We start from the raw sequence: 21,177 nt of genomic DNA, 5'->3' as shown, positions 1-21,177 counted from the left end.
GGTCCTCGTCACTGCTTGAGTTTGGGGTCGAGAGCATCACGCAGGCCGTCCCCCATCAGGTTAAATGCCAGAACCGTCAGCAAAATTGCCACGCCTGGGAAAGTCACCACCCACCAGGCACTTTGCGCGAACTGCAGTACATCCGAAAGCATGGTGCCCCATTCTGGCGTTGGCGGTTGCGCGCCCATGCCGAGAAAGCCGAGAGCGGCCATATCCAGAATGGCATTCGAGAACCCCAAAGACGCCTGCACGATCAGCGGTGCCAGGCAATTTGGCAGAATATTGACGAACATCTGGCGCAGCGCGCCAGCACCCGCCACGCGGGAAGCGGTGACGTAATCACGATTGACCTCCACCAGCACCGCCGCACGGGTTAAACGCACGTAGTGAGGCAAAGCCACAAAAGTCAGCGCCAACGAGGCGTTGACGATCGATGGGCCAAACACCGCCACCAGCACCAACGCCAGCAGCAGGCTTGGCAGCGCCAGCATGATATCGACAATACGCATGATGATCGCATCCACCACGCCGCCGAAATAGCCCGCCAGCAAACCAAACACCACGCCCATAATCAGCGACAGCACCACCACCAGGCAGCCCACCAGCAGCGACAGACGTGCACCGTACATCAGGCGCGACAGCACATCGCGCCCGACATCGTCGGTGCCCAACAGAAACTGCCAGCTACCGCCTTCCTGCCACACCGGGGGTTTGAGCAGAGCATCACGGAATTGTTCTGCCGGGGCGTGCGGAGCCAGGAACCCAGCCCCCACGGCCACGATCAACATAATGATGATATAAACCAGGCCAACCACGGCCCCTTTGTTGCGCTTGAAATAGTGCCAGAACTCCTGGAATGGGGTCATTGGCTTCGGCGCACCTTTCACTACCGACTCGGTAACTTGAGACATCAGAGCGCCCCTTATTTCTTGTGGCGAATACGCGGGTTGACCACGCCGTAGAGCACGTCTACCAGCAGGTTAACCAAAATAATCATACAGGCGACCAGCAATACGCCGCCCTGAACAACCGGATAGTCGCGGCGTTGCAGCGCGTCCATCAGCCAACGGCCAAGGCCCGGCCAGGAGAAGATGGTTTCGGTGAGGATCGCACCGGCCAGCATGGTACCGACCTGCAAGCCGATCACCGTCACCACCGGCAGCAAGGCGTTGCGCAGTGCATGCACCACGATCACCCGCATACGGCTCACCCCTTTAGCACGCGCAGTGCGGATGTAGTCTTCACCCAGCACTTCCAGCATCGAGGAACGGGTCATACGCACGATCACCGCCAACGGGATAGTCCCCAGCACGATCGCGGGCAGGATCATATGCATCACCGCGTCTTTAAAATCGCCAGGTTCACCCCAGATCAGGGTATCTATCAGCATAAAACCGGTCAGCGGCAGGCTGTCATCCAGGAACACCGTGTCACTGACGCGCCCCGACACCGGCGTCAAGTTGAGCTGCACCGATACCAGCATGATCAGCATCATGCCCCACCAGAAAATCGGCATGGAATAACCGGTCAGCGAGATACCCACGGCGGTGTGATCGAAAACCGAGCCGCGTTTAACCGCCGCCAGCACGCCAACCGGAATACCGACGATCACCGCGAACAGCATCGCGCAGATACCCAGTTCCAGCGTGGCTTTAAAGCGCGGAACAAATTCTGTCCAAACGGAGACGCGGCTTTTGAGTGACGTACCCAAGTCGCCCTGCAGCACGTTGGATACATAGTGGAAATATTGTTGAAACAGCGGCTTGTCCAGCCCCATTTCTGCCATGAGCTGTGCATGGCGCTCTGCGGAGATCCCGCGTTCCCCGGCCATGATGGTCACTGGGTCACCGGGGATCATATGAACGAATGCAAAAGTCAGCAACGTAATGCCGATAAACGTTGGGATAACTAACCCCAAACGTCGGAGTATGAACTGCAACATATCCCGAACTCTCTGTATCAATGCCCGGCAGCTCATCGTCCGCCAAGCTTATTAAAACTCACATGCTTCACAACATTCCTTTAGGGACAGGAATGCAGGGGCGCAACCCGTTGCGCCCCTGCACATTCACCGTACCTAATTCTGGCTTTTAACCCGGCTAAACAGGCCAGAGAGCAAGACGTGTGGTGCATAACAATCGACGCATATTATTTAAGATAGGCGAGATTGTAAGCACCGCACTGCTATCTGGCCGTGCAGCAGATTAAAATTTAATCCAGAGAAACGTTCTCAAAGTGATGCTTACCAAGCGGATCCACCACATAGCCCTTCACTTCTTTACGCACAGGTTCATAAACGGTTGAGTGAGCGATGATCAATGCCGGAGCCTGATCGTGCATCACTACCTGAGCCTGCTTGTAGAGTTCTGCGCGTTTGTCGTGGTTCGCTTCAGCACGCGCCGGTTGAATCAGATCTTCAAACGGCTTGTAGCACCAGCGGGAGTAGTTCGAGCCATCTTTGGCGGCTGCACAGCTGAACAGGGTGGCGAAGAAGTTATCCGGATCCCCATTGTCCCCGGTCCAACCCATCATCACTGCCTGATGCTCACCGTCTTTAGCACGCTTGAGGTATTCGCCCCACTCGTAGCTGACGATATTGGCCTTAACGCCAATCTTCGCCCAGTCAGACTGGATCATTTCAGCCATACGACGCGCGTTCGGGTTATACGGACGTTGTACCGGCATCGCCCACAGATCGATGGTAAAACCATCCGGTAAACCCGCTTCTTTCAGCAGTTCTTTCGCCTTGGCAGGATCGTAAGCATAATCCTGCACTGCATCGTTGTAGCCCCACATGGTCGGTGGGATCAGGTTCTTGGCCGGTTGACCCGCGCCCTGATAAACCGCTTCGATGATCGCTGGCTTATTCACTGCCATAGTCAGTGCCTGACGCACCTTCACATTATCCAGCGGCTTTTTCTCAACGTTGAACGACAGATACCCCACGTTCAGACCAGGCTGCTCCATCAGGTTGACAGCTTTGTCCTGCTTCAGACGGGCAATGTCAGCCGGGTTCGGGTACGGCATGACCTGGCACTCGTTTTTCTGCAGCTTGGCGTAACGCACAGAGGCATCTGGCGTGATGGAGAACACTAAGCGATCAATCTTCGGCTTGGTGCCCCAGAAACCGTCAAAGGCTTTGTAGAGGATTTTGGAATCTTTCTGGTATTGCAGCAGTTGGAACGGGCCGGTACCCACCGGGTTCAGGTCCACTTTTTCCGGCGTGCCAGCTTTCAGCATATTAGCCGCATATTCCGCCGACAGAATCGAGGCGAAATCCATCCCCAGATCGGCCAGGAACGGGGCTTCTGGGCGGGTCAGCACAAAGCGCACGGTGTGATCGTCAACTTTTTCAACTTTAGCAATCAGATCGCCCATGCCCATACCCTGGAAGTACTCATAGGTGCCGCCAGAGACTTTGTGGTAAGCGTGCTTAGGATCAAGCTGACGTTGGAAAGAGAAAATAACGTCGTCGGCATTAAAATCACGGGTCGGTTTAAAATCTTTGGTACTTTGCCACTTCACGCCTTGGCGCAAGTGGAAGGTATAGGTTTTACCGTCTTCGCTGACTTCCCATTTCTCAGCCAGGCCAGGCTCCAGTTCGGTGGTACCCAGTTTGAACTCAACCAAGCGGTTATAGATTGGCACCGAGCTGGCATCATAAGTGGTGCCAGAGGTGAACAGTTGCGGGTTAAACCCTTCAGGCGAGCCTTCAGAACAGTAAACCAGGGTTTTTGCTTGTACGCTGGCCGCTACGGTCAACGCGATCAGCCCAATACCGAATTTCAGAATCCCCGATTTCGCCAAGGAACTTGTCATCGCTAGTGCTCCAATTTGTGTGATGTGTGTACACCCTCGTCTTCAGGCCGTAACGATGTGAGTTACAGCCTGAAACCTGTTGGGTAAATACTGCCGAGCCTATATTTTTTATGACGCGGCCCGTGCAGTCGGTGCCCGGAGGCAAGAGGAATGATAGCGCAAAAGTGCCGGATGGAACGCATCAAGCTGGGCGTTTGAGCACGTGGAATTCACTCATGCAACTCTCGCTCTAATCCCTGAGGCTACCAAATTGCCAACTGTTTGGGATGCCGTCAATATAACCAGTCGGGATTTACCTAGACTGTGAGAAACAGCAAACAAACATAAAAAAAACCGTTAAGTAACATTTGCGGCATTTAAAATTGTGCTACCCACCAAAAATCAGATAAACGACCTGAATAAAGTCATTATTCTGGCGTTAAACGCTAATAAAAAACCAAGAAAGTTTGTTGCTAAATGATGGTTATCTGAACGGTTATTTTTGTGATCCAGGTAAAAAACAGGAGGAAATGCTAAACGCGTGGGATAAAAACAGGCGGCAAGCGGGAGCTATTCAGCGCTTATGATTGACGGCAAAACCGCACTTCGCTCGGCTCAAACCTCCTTCGGCTTTTCTCATCTTCTTAAATTACAGACGAAAAAAAACCTGCTCGAAAGCAGGTTTTTCAAATATGGTCGGCGAGAGAGGATAACTCGCATCTCCGATGCTCGCCCTGCGGGCCGTTGCTAAAGCAACGTTGTCTCGCTTCGCTCGGCTCAAACCTCCTTCGGAGGTTCTCATCCTCTTAAGCTACAAAAGCAAAAAACCTGCTCGAAAGCAGGTTTTTCAAATGTGGTCGGCGAGAGAGGATTCGAACCTCCGACCCACTGGTCCCAAACCAGTTGCGCTACCAAGCTGCGCTACTCGCCGTAGCGGGGCGCATATTACTGCTGGCGATTATATGCGTCAATGACTTTTTCCTACCGGGCGGTTCAAGTGGTGGCAAAAGCATCATCCAGCCAACCGTTTACAGCTACCTGGCTTTCAGGCTGCCGCCATTGCTGTGGATCACATCGCGATACCAATAGAAACTCTTTTTCCGGTAGCGCTCCAAGCTCCCACTACCGCTGTCGTCACGATCAACGTAAATAAAGCCGTAACGCTTCGACATTTCAGCTTTCGAGGCGCTCACCAGATCGATCGGCCCCCAGCTGGTGTAGCCCATCACCTCAACCCCGTCGTCAATTGCCTCACCCACCTGCACCAGATGATCGTTGAGGTAGTTGATGCGGTAATCATCATTGATACTGCCGTCGGCTTCGAGGCGATCTTTCGCTCCCAGACCGTTTTCAACGATAAACAGCGGTTTCTGATAGCGGTCATACAGCATATTGAGCAGATAGCGCAGGCCAACGGGATCGATCTGCCAGCCCCATTCCGAACTGGCCAGATGCGGGTTCGGCACCATATTAAGAATATTGGCACGGGCAGTGTTGTTTTGCGCTTCGTCGATGGTCACACAGCCGCTCATGTAATAGCTGAACGAGATAAAATCGATAGTTTCACGCAATGCCTGCTTATCTTCGCTGGTGATTTCTATCTGGATACCATTTTCACGGAAGAAACGCTGCATATAGGCCGGATAGGCACCGCGCGCCTGCACATCGCCAAAGAATAGCCAGTCGCGGTTCTGGCGCTGGGTTTCCAACAGGTCTTCCGGCTTACACGTCAGCGGGTACAGAATGCCCCCCAGCAACATATTGCCGATTTGCCCACCCGGCACAATCTCATGGCACGCTTTGACCGCTTTGGCACTGGCCACCAACTGATGGTGGATCGCCTGATAAATCTCGCTTTTGCTGCTGTCTTCCGGCAAACCGACGCCGGTAAACGGCGCGTGCAGCGACATGTTGATCTCATTGAACGTCAGCCAATACTTGACCTTGTGCTTGTAGCGCTCAAACACCGTGCGGGCATAACGTTCAAAGAAGCCGATAGTTTTACGGCTGGCCCAGCCGCCATATTTTTGCGTCAGACCATACGGCATTTCGTAGTGAGACAGCGTGATCAGCGGCTGAATGCCGTGTTTCGCCATCTCATCAAACAGCCGATCGTAAAATGCCAACCCGGCTTCATTCGGCACTGCTTCATCCCCCTGCGGGAAGATGCGCGCCCAGGCAATAGAAGTACGCAGGCACTTAAAGCCCATTTCGGCAAACAGCGCAATATCCTGCGGATAGCGATGATAGAAATCGATCGCCACATCTTTAATACCGCTGTCACCCGCCACGCGTGGCGTCAACGCCCCGAAAATCCCGTGAGGCTGCAGATCAGAGGTGGAAAGGCCTTTACCGTCCGCCAGATAAGCGCCTTCCACCTGATTTGCCGCGACTGCGCCACCCCACAGAAAATGTTCTGGAAATTTGCTACTCATGGTCTCTCCTCAATGATCCTGATTAACGTAATAAAGTCAGCAACGATGCCTGTTCCTGTACCGGACTGTGGCCGCTGGTTAACACATCAATGTAATCATCGCTGTTGCTGATGATGATCGGCGTAGTGGTGTCAAAACCGGCGGCGTTAATCGCTGCCTGGTCAAATTCGATCAGCAGATCGCCTTGCCTGACGCGATCGCCCTCTTGGATATGTGCGGTGAAATGCAAACCGTCGAGTTTGACGGTATCAATGCCGACATGGATGAGCAGCTCTGCCCCTTCATCCGATTCTATGCCAATCGCGTGTCGGGTCTTGAACAGCGACACGACCCGGCCATTCACCGGTGCCACCACCCGGCCCAGATGCGGCTTAATCGCCACACCTTTACCCAACAGACCGCTGGCGAAAGTGGCGTCCTTGACCTGTTCCAAGGGGATGATGTCACCCGCGATCGGGCTGCTCACGAATTGCTTACGGTCCAAGGGAATGTCAGCCAATGAAGGCTGCGCTGAGGGGGCTTCTGCGGGTGGTTCCAGGCCAAACAGATAGCTGGCAACCACCGCAAACAGAAACGACGCCAATGTACCCACAATCGCCCCCCATACTGTGGCGTCAAAGCCTCCTGCGGGGATGATCTGGGCAAAGGTGAAGATACTCACCAAACCAAACGAATAGACCGCACTGTGGAAGTAACCAATCACCGCGCCACCTAATGCACCACCGATACAGCCGAAAATAAATGGCCGCTTATTCGGCAAAGTGACCCCGTAAACCGCCGGTTCCGTAATGCCAAAGATGCCAGCGCTCACGGCAGAACCCGCCAGGACACGCAGTTTGGCGTCGCGAGTGCGCAACATCACCCCCAGCGCAGCCCCCACCTGCCCCATCACTGCGGGCAGCAGCAGTGGCGACATCGTGTCGCGCCCCAGCACGCTCAGGTTGTTGAGCATGAGCGGCACCAAGCCCCAGTGCAGGCCGAAGATCACGCAGACTTGCCACATAGCCCCCATAAAGGCCCCGGCCACAACCGGGTTGAAGGCATAAATAGTTTGATAGCCGTGCGCCAGCAGGTGGCTTAGCCAGGTCGCGGCAGGGCCAATCAACAGGAACGTTAATGGGACGGTCACCAGCAGACACATCAGCGGCGTTACAAAATTACGCAACGCACTGTGGATCACCCGGTTAAACAGCGGTTCCAAACGGCAGGAGACCCAAGCCGCAAAAATGATCGGGATCACCGACGAACTGTAGTTAATAAAGGTGATCGGAATACCGAGAAAATGTTCCGCTTGCGCCCCCGGTTGCTGTGCCGCCTGGAAGGCCGCCATCATCAAGGGGTGTGTCAGTGCACCGCCAATCGCCATGGTCACAAAGACATTACCGCCGAATTTCTTACCTGCGGTATAACCCAGCATGATAGGGAGGAAGTAAAACAGCGCATCGCTCGCCGCAAACAGCAGTTTGTAAGTGCCGCTGCTCTCCAGCAACCAACCGCAGGCCAGGCTCAGCGCCAGAAAGCCTTTCAGAATCCCCGAAGCCGCCATCACGCCAAGCAACGGGGTAAAAATACCGGAAATGACATCAATAAAACGGCTGAGCAGATTTTCCTTTTGGTCATCATCGCCTTTGGCCGGAGCTTCATCTGCCCCAACCAAGGTATTCACGGCCTTATACACCTCTCCGACATGGTTACCGACCACCACCTGAAACTGGCCGCCGCTTTCCACTACCATGATAATACCCGGATTCTTCTTCAATGTTTCAGCATCTGCCTGACTGCCATCGCGCAGTTTAAACCGCAGACGGGTCGCGCAATGCACCAAGCTTTTCACATTATCGCGGCCACCGACACCGGCCAAGACCTCACTGGCTAATTCATGATATTTCATAAAGGTATCCTTAACACTCAGCTCTGCCGACTCGCTTCCTGGGCGTAGGCCAATCGCCATGGTGGAATTCAGCGCAAAAAAAAACCTAAACCTCATCACCTCTGCTCCCAACACGGGAAGACAGAAGCCTGAGGTTTAGGTTTTGCCTGTCGAAACAGTGACAACCCTAAAACGGCTGAGCTATGACGGTAGCATTCTGTTTTTCAATGCAGCAAGACTTTCCGCCACAAAGTTGCCGAACTGTGATCCACAAGGCAAAACAGGATGAGATACTACAGGCCACTTAAACATTAGGCATTCTAATGTTATTCGCTAATGTAACTCATATTGAGTATACATTTAAATTGAACATTTCACACTACCTAGAACATAAAAAACATATAGATAACATATCATTAGTTTTTTAAGGTATCTTTCGAAGATAAGAGAGCTTAACGCCAACCTAAATCCTTCAACAAGAAGATTCTTAAATAAGTCACTGTTTTTACAAAAAAATCATGAGATTAATCTCATTTTTAAAACGCAATACATCAGAAAAATTAATTAAAATGTAGACAAAAATAATCAGCAGTATTATTAATGATGCCCTGCGTATTTGTTTTAGGGACAGTTGTGACCATGGCTTTACGTGCAAAGATTGGGCGGATTTTAATTACTGGCGCAGGCGGCAGGGTGGCGATGGCCTTCAGGCAATTTGCAGCCGACCGTTATACGTTTCGGTTAGCGGAGAAAGACCGGAGCCTGCTGACCCATGTGCGCCCCGATGATGAAACGTTGGTGTTTGACATTACCGATATCAAAGCTTGCCGTAACGCTTGTGCCAATATCGATACCGTTTTACATCTGGCCGCCGATCCTTCGTCCAGTAAGGATTTCTGCACCTCTTTGATGAGAAACAATATCCTTGGTACATTCAATATGTTCCGTGCGGCAAAAGACGCAGGCTGCAAGCGGGTGGTTTACGCCAGCTGCGCGCAGGTAGTAGAGGGTTATCCACTGGATTATCAGGTTCGCCCGGCAGATGCACCGAAGCCAAAGAACCTGTACGGCATCAGTAAAGCCTTCGGAGAAGGCATTGCCGCCTATTTTGCCTATCAGGAGGGGCTTTCGTCACTGTCGGTCAGGATTGCCAACTTCACTACCCTGACGGCCAACCGACAAATCAGTGCACGTGATATGAGTACTTTTCTCAGCCACCGGGACGCTGTCAATCTGCTTGATCGCTGCATTCGGGTGGCAGACGTGCAGCATGCCGTGGTGCACGGCATTTCCAACAATCATTATAAAAGGCTGTCGCTAGAGGAAACTACGCACCTGCTCGGTTATCACCCTAAGGATGATGCGTTCTCCCTGCTCGGTTTTACCTAAAAGTCATGGCTGACTTGCTCCGGCAAATCGCCCAACGCCGGGTGGATCCCGGCGTTAATGAGACAGAAAATTACGGCTTTTCGGCAATTTTGCGCAGATACTCATTATTCTTAAACGCGATAATGACCATTTCAAAACATACGCGAGTAAACACGCCACCAACAACCAAGCCAAGCAGGCCACGGAAGAACTCGCCATACACCATCAACCCAACGCCACCGATCACAACGCTCAACAAACAGAGCCAATAGACGAAAGTGATGATTTTTGGCGTGAGCATCGCTTCAAAAAAGAAAATATTTTTCACAGTCTGTTTTCCCTCGTTAAAACCCTATACCCCAAATAATCCGAACAACTTGAAGTATGACGGGTATATATTCCCAAAAAGGCAATAAGCCCCCTGCTGACAAGCAGCGGCTAAATATTAATAATCTTTTCTGAGTTTTACAAAGAGTAAACGCGTGGATTAAAAGAGAAACACCGTTGAATACACTCTATAAAGTGAGGCCTCAAATCGGTGCCGGGTGTAACGCTCGCAAATGTGTCGCGATACCCCAACTTTGCAACTGCAGCCGCCCATGATTCACTTCAATCACAGAATAGCCGCAACTGGGGTGGTTATATTTGCTGATATCCTCCATCCAATCACCGCCTTTCAGTTGCCAAATCAGCGCCTGTAATGCATGACCATGCGTTACCACACCAAAGGTGCCACGCTGGAAAGGAGAGAAGCCGAGAAAAAATGCCGACATACGCCGGGCAACATCCATTGCCGATTCACCTTCCGGTGCCGCAGCAGTGGGATCTCCCGCAAAGATACGCGTAAACGTCTCACGATGGTTGCGCATCGCCTGGTGATAGGGTTGCCCCTGCAGATAACCAAAATGCTGCTCATGCAATCGCGCGTCACTGCTAACCTCACACTGGCAATGTGCCGCCAGCGCCTGTGCAGTCGTCATCGCCCGCCCCGAAGGCGAACTGAAAAACTGTGTGAAAGGAATGTCTTTCAGCGCGGCCATCAATGCGGCGATCTGCCGATGCCCGTGCGGCGTCACTGGACTGTCAAACTGCCCCTGGATAATCCCTTCCCGGTTCCATTGTGACTCTGCATGCCTAATCACGATAAAGCGCATATCTTCCATCCCGCCCGCCATCCTGAGGGTTAACTATAGACCATCGTTCAATGCTGACGCGGGTAAAGCAACCTAATACGCCATTAATCAGATAAGTCCTTATCCTACTGGCAACATTTTCCTATCTTGCGTGCTCGTTTCACTGCCTGTCTCATCAGAAAACGCCCGCCGCAGAAATTCCCCCTTGCCAAGATTAATCTTGGCGTCAGGAAGATAACGCTAAAAATACCTTACCGCGTCAGGAACAGGGTGAATGAGGGACGAGGAGAGCCTGGGTGATAGACTATGATTATTAAATTTCACTCACCCGTTAAGAGTCATCATTAAATGTACCAACTCTATTTCTCGGCACCATAAAGGTGTGCAGTGAGCGAAGACCAAACTTATTCATTCCAGAGCACTTATAACCACTTGCCGTTTTATAGTTAATACCTAAACGCTCAGCAACATAACTCAATTTCTGCCCTTTCAAAAGGTAATACAATACTATTATTTCTCTTTGAGAAAGCTTTAACTTATTCGTTATTTTTTTACTATAGCCCACATTGTTTTCTTTTAACAAAAAGGACGATAACTTATCTTTTAACTCATTGATACTCAGCGAAACATCCAGAACAAGGCAAGAGTCATATAAACTCATGATGCACCTCTTTAACCTATCTTGATGTGTAAAGTCTGTCAGCAAAATCACCTTGCAATCATATTGTAACCTGCGGGTGTTTTCTTCAATCAGCTTTAAAATAAAATCATTTGTGTAATCCTTGCACAGAAAAGTTATGAAAAGCAACTTACCAACAAGAATGGATTTAATCTGATCGTCAGCGCCATAGTAAGTTATTAACTCACTTCCTCGTTCCTTAATCAAATCACCCAATAATTTTTCAATCCCCAATTCAATAAAGCTACATGAGCTTTTTATCACTATATCACCATTCATTTTTCACCTTAAACATTAACCTCGGGTTCATGATGCGGATTAAGAAATTAAATCAATTAACCAAGAGATGATTTTGCAGGTATGTATAACCCGTTACACACATGAAGATATTTTTTGCAGAAATATACTGACTTCTCGACAGCAAGCGTAAAGCAAGTCTCATCAAATAGTGAAGATAGTTATATTGTTAGGTTTAAAAGAAACTCACAGGAGTGTAATTAACTCCTCAAGAATACAAAAGTAACATTTTTTTATATGTGATAAATAATCCTATATGGGCAACAGGCACTGAACAGATAATTTAATCTCATATAAAAAAATGTTGTCTCGATCGGGGTGAAAGTTGTCTTTATGATGCATAACTGTCAACAAGGTGTTGCACTACAAACCAGGGTATTATGCTAAAGCGGCAAGGGATGCACACCGGCACCGTAAACTTTGTTATTAGCTCCAAGACCTAATAGAATAAATAACGAACATTATTAGCATGAAAGGAGTGTATTAGTTTATTTAAAATAATGCCTTAGCTACTCAACCCAACCATGGCAAGCGTTATTCTATTTTTTGCATTAATTACCTGGCTACCCTCTTTTAATCGATTTTACCATAATCCCAGAATCGGTAACCCTGACAAAACCAGACTTTTGATAGTATTTCGCCAGACGATGAAAGGCGATTTTCTCTTCCTGACATAACTCTTTCAAGTTCATTCCTGCAACCCATTTGTTTATTTCTTGCCCCTCAGCATTAACTTCGAACTGTAACGGAAAGGCCCTTAAGGCCATAAGCTCGGCTCCGCACGCAAAATGCTGCACACCATCATTTATCATTTTCAAAAAAAAACCTTTACCTCTAAACTCAGGTAATATTTCAATCCTGTCTATAATAAATAAGTTCGGATTCCATGGTTCCCCCCCTAACAAGTTTTGTATCTTTTTTTTAAAGAAAAGACCATGCCGCTCATAAAGGCCACCAAGAAACTGTGCCAAGCTCGGTATCATATTGAATAACTCGGCTAAACTATAACCGGCATCAAGTGCAGAACTGGCATCAATAAAGTAATATTTAACCTTCCCAGCTCGCTGTTCTTCATCATGCTGATTAATCGCAAACAGGCTCCCATCTATTGTAGAGAATAACCTCCCCTGCTTATCATTTAGCTTGGATATCAATTGGTAAACTATACGACTTGGCTCACCTGACATAAAGCCCCCTCAACGTTGAGCTATTGTTTACAGCTCAAATTATTTTGAGTATAGAAAGTAATAACCTCTGCCGCCCGACTTTCTATACCCAAAATAATTCGAGTTGCTTGTAGGCGGCAACTGAATGACAAACCGGTCAAAGACCGGTTTGAACAGCGCTTGCGCTGGCCCGCAGGGGGAGCCTCATTTATGAGGCTCATCATCCCCAGGAGCTTACTCAAGTAAGTGACTGGGGTGAGTGACAAATCTGCTTGGCAGATTTGAACGCTGCTTGCAGCGGCCCCGAAGGGGCGAGGCCCAGTATGGGCCGAGTAACGCAGCCAACACCCAAGCAACTTGAAGTATGACGGGTATAATCTCTATTTTTACGTTAGCTTTCTTAGTCCCTCTTTATAAATATTAAATATAAAAAAGGTTATGTTTTAGTACCAACAGGTTGAGGTTGCTCAACGTGGAGCACGGTTAAAATGAACCCCCCGTGCTCCTAATGATGCGCTATTTGCCCGGGAGCCCCGCATTTTCATCAATGTTTCCCATTGACTCACGTATCAGGTTCACCTCAGCGCGATTGTCGATCCAATAGTCAGCCCGCTCGATACCGAGTTTTTCTGGATGAAACACCGGGTCAACGCCTTGTGCCAATTGCGCTTCATAATCTTTCAGGCAAGAGAAAGCCTTGTTACGCAGCAGCAAAATGGCAACGATGTTCAGCCAAGCCATCATCCCGACGCCAATATCCCCCAGCCCCCACGCCAAATCTGCCGTCTTCACCGTGCCATAAACGGCAGAAGCCATCAGCGCGATTTTCAGCACAAAGGTCAGCCAGGGGCGATTAATCTTCCGGTTGAGGTACGCCACGTTAGTTTCGGCGATGTAGTAATAGGCCACGATGGTAGTAAAGGCGAAGAAAAACAGCGCAAGGGCGACAAAATAGCTGCCAAAGCCGGGCATCATGCTTTCCATCGCGGTTTGCACATACCCAGGGCCAGCGGCAACCCCGGCGATCCCCGTATAGAGCGCGGCACCCTCCGGCCCCTGAACGTTATACAGGCCGGTAATAAGCAGCATAAAGCCTGTGGCAGAACACACGAACAGGGTATCAATATAAACGGAAAACGCCTGCACCAGTCCCTGTTTTGCCGGGTGGCTAACCGCAGCGGCAGAAGAGGCGTGTGGGCCAGTTCCCTGCGCTGCCTCGTTGGAGTACACGCCGCGCTTAACCCCCCACATAATAGCCATCCCCAGAATAGCGCCAAAACCGGCGTCAAGGCCGAACGCACTTTTCCAGACCAGTAGGATTACGCCGGGCAGTTGAGTGATATTGAGCGCAACAATCACGCAGGCCACAATGATATAGCCCAGCGCCATAAACGGCACCACGGTGCTGGCAAAACTCGCAATCCGCTTAACCCCACCGAAGATGATAAACCCCAGTAAAATGGCAATGAGCGCAGCCGTCACATTCGGGCTGATGCCAAACGCGATATTCAGGCTGGCCCCGATGGAGTTAGCCTGAACGCCCGGCAACAGCAGCCCACAGGAAAAGATGGTGGCAATGGCAAAAATCCAGGCATACCACTTCATGCCAAGCCCTTTCTCGATATAGAAGGCCGGGCCGCCACGATATTCTCCATTGAGCTTCTCTTTATAAACCTGGCCCAGCGTTGATTCCACAAACGCAGAGCTGGCACCGAGAAAGGCTACCATCCACATCCAGAAAAGCGCCCCTGGGCCGCCGAAAGTGATAGCGGTTGCCACCCCGGCGATGTTACCGGTTCCTACCCGCCCCGCTAGCGTCATGGAAAGCGCCTGAAAAGAAGATACCCCGGCGGCATTGGCTTTGCCCTGGAAGATCAGACGAACCATCCCTTTCAAATGGCGCAGTTGTAAAAAGCGGCTACGCAGAGAAAAGTAGAGGCCCGTTCCCAAACATAGATAGATGAGCGCCTGGCTCCAAATCACGCCATTGACGGCATTGACAAATTCATTCATGCAATCCAACTCCTTCGTTGATGCCCTGATAAAGTTTGCAGTTTAACTGCCGGGTACGGTGCTGCTGCCTATCCGCACCGCCGAGCGTAATAGTTACATTCAGCAATTAATTAACACATATTTAACCTGTCGCAAAATCCCAGCGTTTGCAAGCGCAAGCCTGTGAAATGCCCAGCATATTTAAACTGTTTCTTTGAATATTCAGCGCTGCAGGTGTCGAATTGTGAGAGTGGCGATCAATGGCTATTTTTCGGTGTTGGTTTTTCACTACAGTAAACTGGCGATATCCTTTTCCCCGTCAGCTTTTTTAAGTGGCGCTGCTGCTTTGCAAATCCGGCAATTGTTCGGTAAAACCGAACAACTGAATTTTCGACCGCTTCACCGTCTGCAAAGATATTCTTGCTGCAAGAGCTCGTTAAAGCTGCCCGAATGTGATTTCGAGATATTTCTTGATTGTCGTCATGATTGATTCATTGGATTATGTGACATAGTATGATGATGAATTAAATGGACTTTTTAACCACCACCACTGGATTGAGAATTAAGATGACGTGGTACAAAAATAGAATTTTTCTCAGCGCTGTTGTCCTCATAACCGGTATCAGCATTTATTTTATCTTTGCAACAAGTGCCAATAAACCCGCTCATGGTGATACTACGCCAGAGAAACAGGTTGCACTCACCGTGAATATCGAAGTACCTCAGCAACAGAATTTACCACGCCAAATCAATGCCAATGGTAATATTGCCGCCTGGCAGGAGGCGATCGTCAGTAGTGAGGCAGATGGGCTACGCCTGGCAGAAATTTACGTCAATGTAGGTGACCGCGTGCGTAAGGACCAACTTCTTGCGCGTTTTGATCCCGAAACGGTCACCGCCGATCTTGCCCAAGCAGAGGCTACTTTAGCAGAAGCTCTGGCCAATAAAGACGAAGCCAGCACTAATGCACAACGCGCACGCCAACTAAAAAATACCGGGGCACTCAGCGAACTGCAGATCGACCAATATCTCGCCGCTGATAAAACCGCACGTGCTCGCGTGCAACAAGCCAAAGCGCAAGTCCAATACCAGCGCTTGCGCCTGGAAAAAACCCGCGTACTGGCCCCCGACGACGGTGTTATCTCAGCGCGAAGCGCCACGGTGGGTAACGTCGCCAACCGTGGCAACGAGTTATTCCGGCTGATCCGTCAAGAGCGCCTGGAATGGCGCGCAGAGCTGACCGCCGCAGAGTTACCCTATCTCAAACCTGGGATGAGTGCCGTCTTGCGCACCACAGCCGGAACCGAACTCACTGGCCGCATCCGCGCCCTGGCCCCTGCACTCGATCTGCAAACCCGCAACGCCATCGTCTATGTCGATATCACCCCAACGCCACAGCAACAACTCGGGGTAAAAGCAGGCATGTTTGCCCAAGGGGCGTTCCACGTCGGTGAAATATCGGCGCTCACCGTTTCACAATCCGCTCTCGTCTCTCGCGAAGGATTTCATTATCTTTTTGCTGTTGATGAAGCGGGCAACGTCAGCGAAATTAAAGTCGACATTGGTCAGTTATATCAAGGGCGGTTTGAAATCCTCACCGGCCTGCGGCCTGATATGCGCATCGTTACCCGCGGTGCCAGTTTCCTCAACCACGGCGAAAAAGTGCGCGTTAACCCCCTCCCGATAGGGGGAGCAGCGCAATGAATCTCTCTACCTGGTCTATACGCAACCCCATCCCTGCAGCGATGTTGTTTGTGCTACTCACTTTCGCTGGAATCATCAGTTTCCGTAGCATGAAGATCCAACAGTTTCCAGATATCGAGTTACCGATGGTCACCGTCAGCGCCGCCTTGCCGGGCGCTTCGCCGGAACAGTTGGAAAACGACGTGGCGCGCAAACTGGAAGACTCCGTTGCTTCCCTGCAAGGGCTAAAACACATCTACACCAAGATCTCCGAAGGCAGTGTTGTTATGACGCTGGAATTTCAACTGGAGAAACCTGTCCAGGAAGCCGTGGATGATACTCGTTCGGCAGTCCAGGCCGTGCGCTCTGACCTGCCCAGCGATGTACGTGATCCTGTGGTACAACGGGTCAATCTGGCCGGAACGCCTGTGCTGGTGTATGCGGTGCGCTCAGAACATTTGGACGACGAAGCACTGTCATGGTTTGTGGATAACACACTGGTGCGCAGCTTGCAGGCGATCCGCGGCGTCGGGGCCGTCAAACGAGTCGGTGGCGTCAATCGTCAGGTCCAGGTCGTGCTCGATCCGTTAAAGATACAAAGTCTGGGGCTGAGCGCAGCACAAATCTCGCAACAACTGCGTTTAGTGCAGCAGGATGCGCCCAGCGGACGAGCCGAACTCGGCAACAGCGAACAAACTATCCGCACCCTGGGGGGGCAACATTCCGCCAAGGAAATCGCGGCACTACAGATCCCGCTTATCGATGGGCGTTACGTCCGCCTCGATCAACTCGCGACTGTCACAGACGCTGTGGCTGAAGTCCGTGCTTCTGCCTTTGTTGACGGTAAGCCTGTCGTTGGGTTTGAGATCGTGCGTAGCCGTGGGGAGAGCGAGGTAGAAGTTGGCGACGCTGTGGAAAAAGCGTTGGAAAAAATCAAGGCAGAATACCCGCACCTGATTTTCACCCAAGCATTTGACTTCGTCAGCCCAGTCAAAGCGGAGTACAACTCATCGCTTAATCTGCTGTATGAGGGCGCGCTGTTGGCGGTGTTGGTCGTCTGGTTTTTCTTGCGTGAATGGCGAGCTACTTTTATTTCGGCAGTGGCGCTGCCCATGTCGGTGATCCCAGCCTTTTTTGGGATGGCTTTACTGGGGTTTTCTATCAATGTGATCAGCCTGTTGGCACTGTCGTTGGTGATCGGGGTTCTGGTTGATGACGCGATTGTTGAGATCGAAAACATCGTGCGTCACTTGCGCGGTGGTAAAACCCCCTATGAAGCTGCGATGGAAGCCGCAGATGAGATTGGCTTGGCGGTGATTGCAACCACTTTTACCCTGATCGCCGTCTTCCTTCCTACGGCGTTTATGAGTGGTATTGCAGGCAAATTTTTCAAAGAGTTCGGTTGGACTGCATCGATCGCCGTTTTTGCCTCACTGGTCGTTGCGCGCATTCTTACGCCGATGATGGCCGCTTATCTGCTCAAACCCATCGTGGGAAGCGATCGCGATCCAGCCTGGCTCACCCGCTATTTACGCCTCGTCAACTGGTGTACTCATCATAAGGTCAAAACGCTGCTTTCTGTCGGGCTATTCTTTATTGCCTCACTGATGTTGATCCCCCTGCTCCCTTCTGGATTTATGCCGCCGGATGATAACTCGCAAACTCAAGTGTCTATTGAGCTGCCGCCGGGCTCGACGTTAGCCCAGACTGAAACGATAGCTGAACAGGCTCGTCAGTTACTCCTTCAGGTCCCTGAAATACGCAGCATCTATACCACTGTTGGCGCCGGAAGTGCGGGAAGTGATCCCTTCTCCTCCGCCCTGGTGGAGCCGCGTAATGCGACCTTGACCATCCAACTCATTGAGCGCAATGAGAGGGAGCGTAAACAACCTATTGAAGCGCGCATCCGCAATCTACTGACACAACTGCCTGGGGTGCGCACCAAAGTGGGTCTAGGGGCATCTGGAGAGAAATATATTCTGGTGCTGAGTGGCGAAGATCCGCGCAACCTGATATCCGCCCAACAGGCGGTGCTGCGCGATTTGCGCACGATTCCAGGGTTGGGAAATATCGTGTCAACCGCCAGCCTCGTCCGGCCAGAAGTGGTCATTCGCCCTGACTTTGCCCGCGCAGCCGATCTGGGGGTCAGCAGTGCCGCTATCGGAGAGACGCTGCGGGTCGCCACGTTGGGGGATTATGATATGTCGTTGCCAAAGTTGAATTTACCCCAAAGGCAACTGGACATCGTGGTAAAACTGGATGATGCCGCACGGCAAGATATCGAAACATTAAAACGTCTTATTATCCCCGGTACTAAAGGCCCGGTGATGCTCAGCCAGGTTGCAGATATCGCGATCGCCAGCGGGCCTGCGGTGATCAACCGCTACGATCGCTCGCGCAATATCAATCTGGAGATTGAACTTTCCAATGTTCCATTAGGTACCGTGGTCAGTGAGGTTAAAAAACTGCCCTCAATACAGAATTTGCCTGCCGGGGTGAGTGTGGTAGAAGTAGGCGATGCTGAAACCATGAGCGAACTCTTTGCCAGCTTTGGGTTGGCCATGCTGATCGGTATCCTCTGTATTTACATCGTGTTGGTGCTGCTGTTCAAACATTTCCTCCACCCGGTGACCATCCTTGCCGCACTGCCTTTCTCTTTAGGAGGGGCCTTCGTCGGGCTGTTAGCTGCTGGGCAAAGCTTGTCAATGCCTTCGCTGATTGGGTTGATCATGTTGATGGGAATTGCCACAAAAAACTCTATTTTGCTGGTGGAGTACGCTATTGTGGCGCGGCGTGGCAATGATGGCAGCGACGGGCGGCCAGCCGTTGCGGCCAAACCGCGTCAAGAGGCCCTGATGGATGCCTGCCATAAACGTGCGCGCCCGATCATCATGACCACTGTTGCTATGGGGGCAGGTATGTTGCCAATTGCGATAGGGCTAGGCAATGCCGATCCCAGCTTCCGTTCACCGATGGCAATTGCCGTGATTGGCGGCTTGTTGACCTCAACCGTGCTGAGCCTGCTGGTGATCCCGGCGATATTTTTATACGTTGATGACTTTAGCCAGTGGTGTTACCGCAAATTCATTAAAAAGCCGTCTTAACCACGGATCTGAGCGGGTCATTCAATGCCCCGCTCAGACAATCCACCTAGCCCCGGCATCGTGTAGGCGCTACCAGCGGACCTTATATTCTGGAAGTTCTAGCGCAATAGCACTTTGCCAATCAGATACGTTGTTGCCTGTCCGCCGATGTTAACGCGATCGCCCACTTGTTGGCAGCGTAAATCCCCGCCACGATCACATCCCTGATGCGCCAACATCTGCGTTTTATTCAGTTTTTCAGCCCAGTAAGGAATGAGCATGCTATGCGCCGAACCTGTAACAGGATCTTCCGCAACAGCTTCGCCTGGGCAGAAGAAACGGCTAACAAAATCATATTCCCTGTCACCTGGAGCGGTTATACAAACCATTTTTCCCAAAGGCAGCATGGCATTGATATTCGGACGTACCGTTTCTACCTGCTGCTGATTCTCCATGACTACCAAGTAATCACGCGCCACGCGCACTTCTTTGCATTCTGTGATACCCAACGCTTCCAGCAATAATGACGGCGGCATGATGGATTTGGTTTCCCAGGCAGGGAAATCAAGCGTCAGCCATTCACCGTTGCGTGTCACCGTCAGGGGGCCAACAAATCGGGTATCAAAATGAATAGTCGTGTCTTGGTAATCAAGATGTTCAAAGATAACGTGCGCAGCTGCCAGTGTGGCATGTCCGCACAGATTTATTTCAGCCTGGGAGGTAAACCAGCGCAACTCAAAACCATTATCATTTGCGACAAAAAATGCTGTTTCTGACTGGTTATGCTGCTTAGACATTTTCAATAATGTTTCATCAGGCAACCATTCTGTGAGCGGGCATACTGCTGCGGCATTACCGCCAAAGGTCGTGTTACTGAAGGCATCTATCATGTAAAAATCAATTTGTTGCATCGCGTAAACCTCTAATCGCTCTTTGGGCAAAAAAATAGCAAAGTTATTGAAGAAGCTCGGTTGAGGAACACCATCTTCAAGAGCTAACTGGCAAATTGAACACACTAAAATGTGCAGTTCTAGGCATTTCTTCACTCATTTCCAAACATTACCAAGAGGTTGAAAGCATAATCGACACGCTGGAAAAAACCGCGCCGACAGATGTTCAATCATTTGATGCCAATCAACAAGAAAAGCTCGATACATTAATCACTCATCTGTGTGAGCTGTCGCAACTGATTAATAAAAAAATTCAGTGATAGCATTAGGCAAAATATCATCTAAGTCTGCGGGTTCACTGATCGCATTTCTACACCATGAACCTGCTGAAAACAGAGCAGCTGGAAGGTTTGGGTAACTGCGCTTGAGAACCTAACCGTAGGATTACGGGGACGGTAAAACGGCGAGATAGATCCAGTTATAATTCCCAATATAAAAAAATTAATTACCATCTATTCAATGAAAGATATGACTAGACAGGAAAAAATTTTTATATCTATCTTCTTATTTTCCATTTCTGATGTTCCGCACTTCATCATCGGTAAATTTTCCCTCAATGCAGCACCAACTGAACCATTCAAGCCACCTGATAGTCCTGGAGCAACAGATACTCACCGCTACATTCCGAATGATCTGATTACAGCGGCAGGAAGAAAGGGTTAGAAGTCACATCCCCGGCCAGTTTTGGCCGGGGATGATTTTGCTTACTCAGGATTTGTAGGG

15 protein-coding genes, 1 tRNA gene and 1 other RNA gene are annotated in these 21,177 nt (G+C 50.5%); 4 read left to right on the top strand and 13 right to left on the bottom strand.

Annotated elements, in window-relative coordinates; translation table 11 throughout:
• Positions 1 to 8: 8 nt before the first annotated feature.
• The 7 genes from dppC to bglF form a co-directional block, all read right to left on the bottom strand.
• On the bottom strand, positions 9 to 911 hold the full coding sequence (gene dppC, locus IV04_RS09775) for a dipeptide ABC transporter permease DppC (RefSeq protein WP_037401050.1): 903 nt from the start codon (positions 909 to 911) through the stop codon (positions 9 to 11).
• An 11-nt stretch (positions 912 to 922) separates the two neighbouring features.
• On the bottom strand, positions 923 to 1,942 hold the full coding sequence (gene dppB, locus IV04_RS09770; RefSeq protein ID WP_037401053.1) for a dipeptide ABC transporter permease DppB: 1,020 nt from the start codon (positions 1,940 to 1,942) through the stop codon (positions 923 to 925).
• 269 nt (positions 1,943 to 2,211) lie between these two features.
• Positions 2,212 to 3,819: a dipeptide ABC transporter periplasmic-binding protein DppA gene (gene dppA / locus IV04_RS09765; RefSeq protein WP_037401056.1), complete on the bottom strand. Its 1,608-nt coding sequence runs from the start codon at positions 3,817 to 3,819 to the stop codon at positions 2,212 to 2,214.
• A 672-nt stretch (positions 3,820 to 4,491) separates the two neighbouring features.
• A non-coding RNA gene (locus IV04_RS25170) (RtT sRNA) lies at positions 4,492 to 4,621 on the bottom strand.
• A gap of 31 nt (positions 4,622 to 4,652) precedes the next feature.
• Positions 4,653 to 4,729: transfer RNA gene (locus IV04_RS09760), tRNA-Pro, on the bottom strand.
• Between the two features lie 103 nt (positions 4,730 to 4,832).
• Positions 4,833 to 6,233 carry a glycoside hydrolase family 1 protein gene (locus IV04_RS09755; protein ID WP_037401059.1) on the bottom strand — a complete coding sequence of 467 codons (1,401 nt, stop codon included), beginning with the start codon at positions 6,231 to 6,233 and terminating at the stop codon, positions 4,833 to 4,835.
• Between the two features lie 22 nt (positions 6,234 to 6,255).
• Positions 6,256 to 8,124, bottom strand: coding sequence for a PTS beta-glucoside transporter subunit IIABC (bglF, locus tag IV04_RS09750; RefSeq protein WP_037401061.1), 1,869 nt, complete (start codon positions 8,122 to 8,124; stop codon positions 6,256 to 6,258).
• A gap of 618 nt (positions 8,125 to 8,742) precedes the next feature.
• Between bglF and IV04_RS09745 the strand changes: the two genes are divergently transcribed.
• Positions 8,743 to 9,492 carry an NAD(P)-dependent oxidoreductase gene (locus IV04_RS09745; protein WP_037401064.1) on the top strand — a complete coding sequence of 250 codons (750 nt, stop codon included), beginning with the start codon at positions 8,743 to 8,745 and terminating at the stop codon, positions 9,490 to 9,492.
• 70 nt (positions 9,493 to 9,562) lie between these two features.
• Here the strand turns inward: IV04_RS09745 and IV04_RS09740 are convergent, their stop codons facing one another.
• From IV04_RS09740 to IV04_RS09720, 5 genes are all read right to left on the bottom strand, one after another.
• Positions 9,563 to 9,799, bottom strand: coding sequence for a DUF4282 domain-containing protein (locus IV04_RS09740; RefSeq protein ID WP_037401067.1), 237 nt, complete (start codon positions 9,797 to 9,799; stop codon positions 9,563 to 9,565).
• Between the two features lie 202 nt (positions 9,800 to 10,001).
• Positions 10,002 to 10,634, bottom strand: coding sequence for a histidine phosphatase family protein (locus tag IV04_RS09735; RefSeq protein WP_231566286.1), 633 nt, complete (start codon positions 10,632 to 10,634; stop codon positions 10,002 to 10,004).
• A gap of 301 nt (positions 10,635 to 10,935) precedes the next feature.
• Positions 10,936 to 11,562, bottom strand: coding sequence for a LuxR C-terminal-related transcriptional regulator (locus IV04_RS09730; protein ID WP_037401069.1), 627 nt, complete (start codon positions 11,560 to 11,562; stop codon positions 10,936 to 10,938).
• A gap of 581 nt (positions 11,563 to 12,143) precedes the next feature.
• Complete coding sequence (locus IV04_RS09725) at positions 12,144 to 12,767, bottom strand: hypothetical protein (protein ID WP_037401072.1); 624 nt, start codon at positions 12,765 to 12,767, stop codon at positions 12,144 to 12,146.
• 495 nt (positions 12,768 to 13,262) lie between these two features.
• Positions 13,263 to 14,759, bottom strand: a complete 1,497-nt coding sequence (locus tag IV04_RS09720) for a sodium:alanine symporter family protein (RefSeq protein WP_037401075.1) — start codon at positions 14,757 to 14,759, stop codon at positions 13,263 to 13,265.
• A 684-nt stretch (positions 14,760 to 15,443) separates the two neighbouring features.
• Between IV04_RS09720 and IV04_RS09715 the strand changes: the two genes are divergently transcribed.
• Together IV04_RS09715 and IV04_RS09710 are read left to right on the top strand one after the other, a co-directional pair.
• Positions 15,444 to 16,442 carry an efflux RND transporter periplasmic adaptor subunit gene (locus IV04_RS09715; RefSeq protein WP_197062180.1) on the top strand — a complete coding sequence of 333 codons (999 nt, stop codon included), beginning with the start codon at positions 15,444 to 15,446 and terminating at the stop codon, positions 16,440 to 16,442.
• Entirely contained in the window at positions 16,439 to 19,525 is a 3,087-nt protein-coding gene (locus IV04_RS09710; RefSeq protein ID WP_037401081.1) for an efflux RND transporter permease subunit, read from the top strand. Before IV04_RS09715 ends, IV04_RS09710 begins: the two co-directional genes overlap by 4 nt.
• A gap of 98 nt (positions 19,526 to 19,623) precedes the next feature.
• Here IV04_RS09710 and IV04_RS09705 read toward each other — a convergent pair whose 3' ends face one another.
• Positions 19,624 to 20,415 carry a PhzF family phenazine biosynthesis protein gene (locus IV04_RS09705; protein WP_037401084.1) on the bottom strand — a complete coding sequence of 264 codons (792 nt, stop codon included), beginning with the start codon at positions 20,413 to 20,415 and terminating at the stop codon, positions 19,624 to 19,626.
• Between the two features lie 507 nt (positions 20,416 to 20,922).
• Between IV04_RS09705 and IV04_RS26065 the strand changes: the two genes are divergently transcribed.
• Positions 20,923 to 21,117, top strand: coding sequence for a hypothetical protein (locus tag IV04_RS26065; RefSeq protein ID WP_152562855.1), 195 nt, complete (start codon positions 20,923 to 20,925; stop codon positions 21,115 to 21,117).
• Positions 21,118 to 21,177: the final 60 nt, after the last annotated feature.

It is taken from the genome of Serratia sp. Ag1 (assembly GCF_000743355.1).
GTDB lineage: Bacteria > Pseudomonadota > Gammaproteobacteria > Enterobacterales > Enterobacteriaceae > Chania.
Note: the sequence above shows the minus strand (reverse complement) of the source record. Positions and strands in the feature narration are given on the sequence as shown.

Coding starts and splice junctions, on each gene's coding strand:
- dppC (WP_037401050.1), bottom strand. CDS start 911: ATGTCTCAAGTTACCGAGTCGGTAGTGAAAGGTGCGCCGAAGCCAATG.
- dppB (WP_037401053.1), bottom strand. CDS start 1,942: ATGTTGCAGTTCATACTCCGACGTTTGGGGTTAGTTATCCCAACGTTT.
- dppA (WP_037401056.1), bottom strand. CDS start 3,819: ATGACAAGTTCCTTGGCGAAATCGGGGATTCTGAAATTCGGTATTGGG.
- IV04_RS09755 (WP_037401059.1), bottom strand. CDS start 6,233: ATGAGTAGCAAATTTCCAGAACATTTTCTGTGGGGTGGCGCAGTCGCG.
- bglF (WP_037401061.1), bottom strand. CDS start 8,124: ATGAAATATCATGAATTAGCCAGTGAGGTCTTGGCCGGTGTCGGTGGC.
- IV04_RS09745 (WP_037401064.1), top strand. CDS start 8,743: ATGGCTTTACGTGCAAAGATTGGGCGGATTTTAATTACTGGCGCAGGC.
- IV04_RS09735 (WP_231566286.1), bottom strand. CDS start 10,634: ATGGAAGATATGCGCTTTATCGTGATTAGGCATGCAGAGTCACAATGG.
- IV04_RS09730 (WP_037401069.1), bottom strand. CDS start 11,562: ATGAATGGTGATATAGTGATAAAAAGCTCATGTAGCTTTATTGAATTG.
- IV04_RS09725 (WP_037401072.1), bottom strand. CDS start 12,767: ATGTCAGGTGAGCCAAGTCGTATAGTTTACCAATTGATATCCAAGCTA.
- IV04_RS09720 (WP_037401075.1), bottom strand. CDS start 14,759: ATGAATGAATTTGTCAATGCCGTCAATGGCGTGATTTGGAGCCAGGCG.
- IV04_RS09710 (WP_037401081.1), top strand. CDS start 16,439: ATGAATCTCTCTACCTGGTCTATACGCAACCCCATCCCTGCAGCGATG.
- IV04_RS09705 (WP_037401084.1), bottom strand. CDS start 20,415: ATGCAACAAATTGATTTTTACATGATAGATGCCTTCAGTAACACGACC.
- IV04_RS26065 (WP_152562855.1), top strand. CDS start 20,923: ATGACTAGACAGGAAAAAATTTTTATATCTATCTTCTTATTTTCCATT.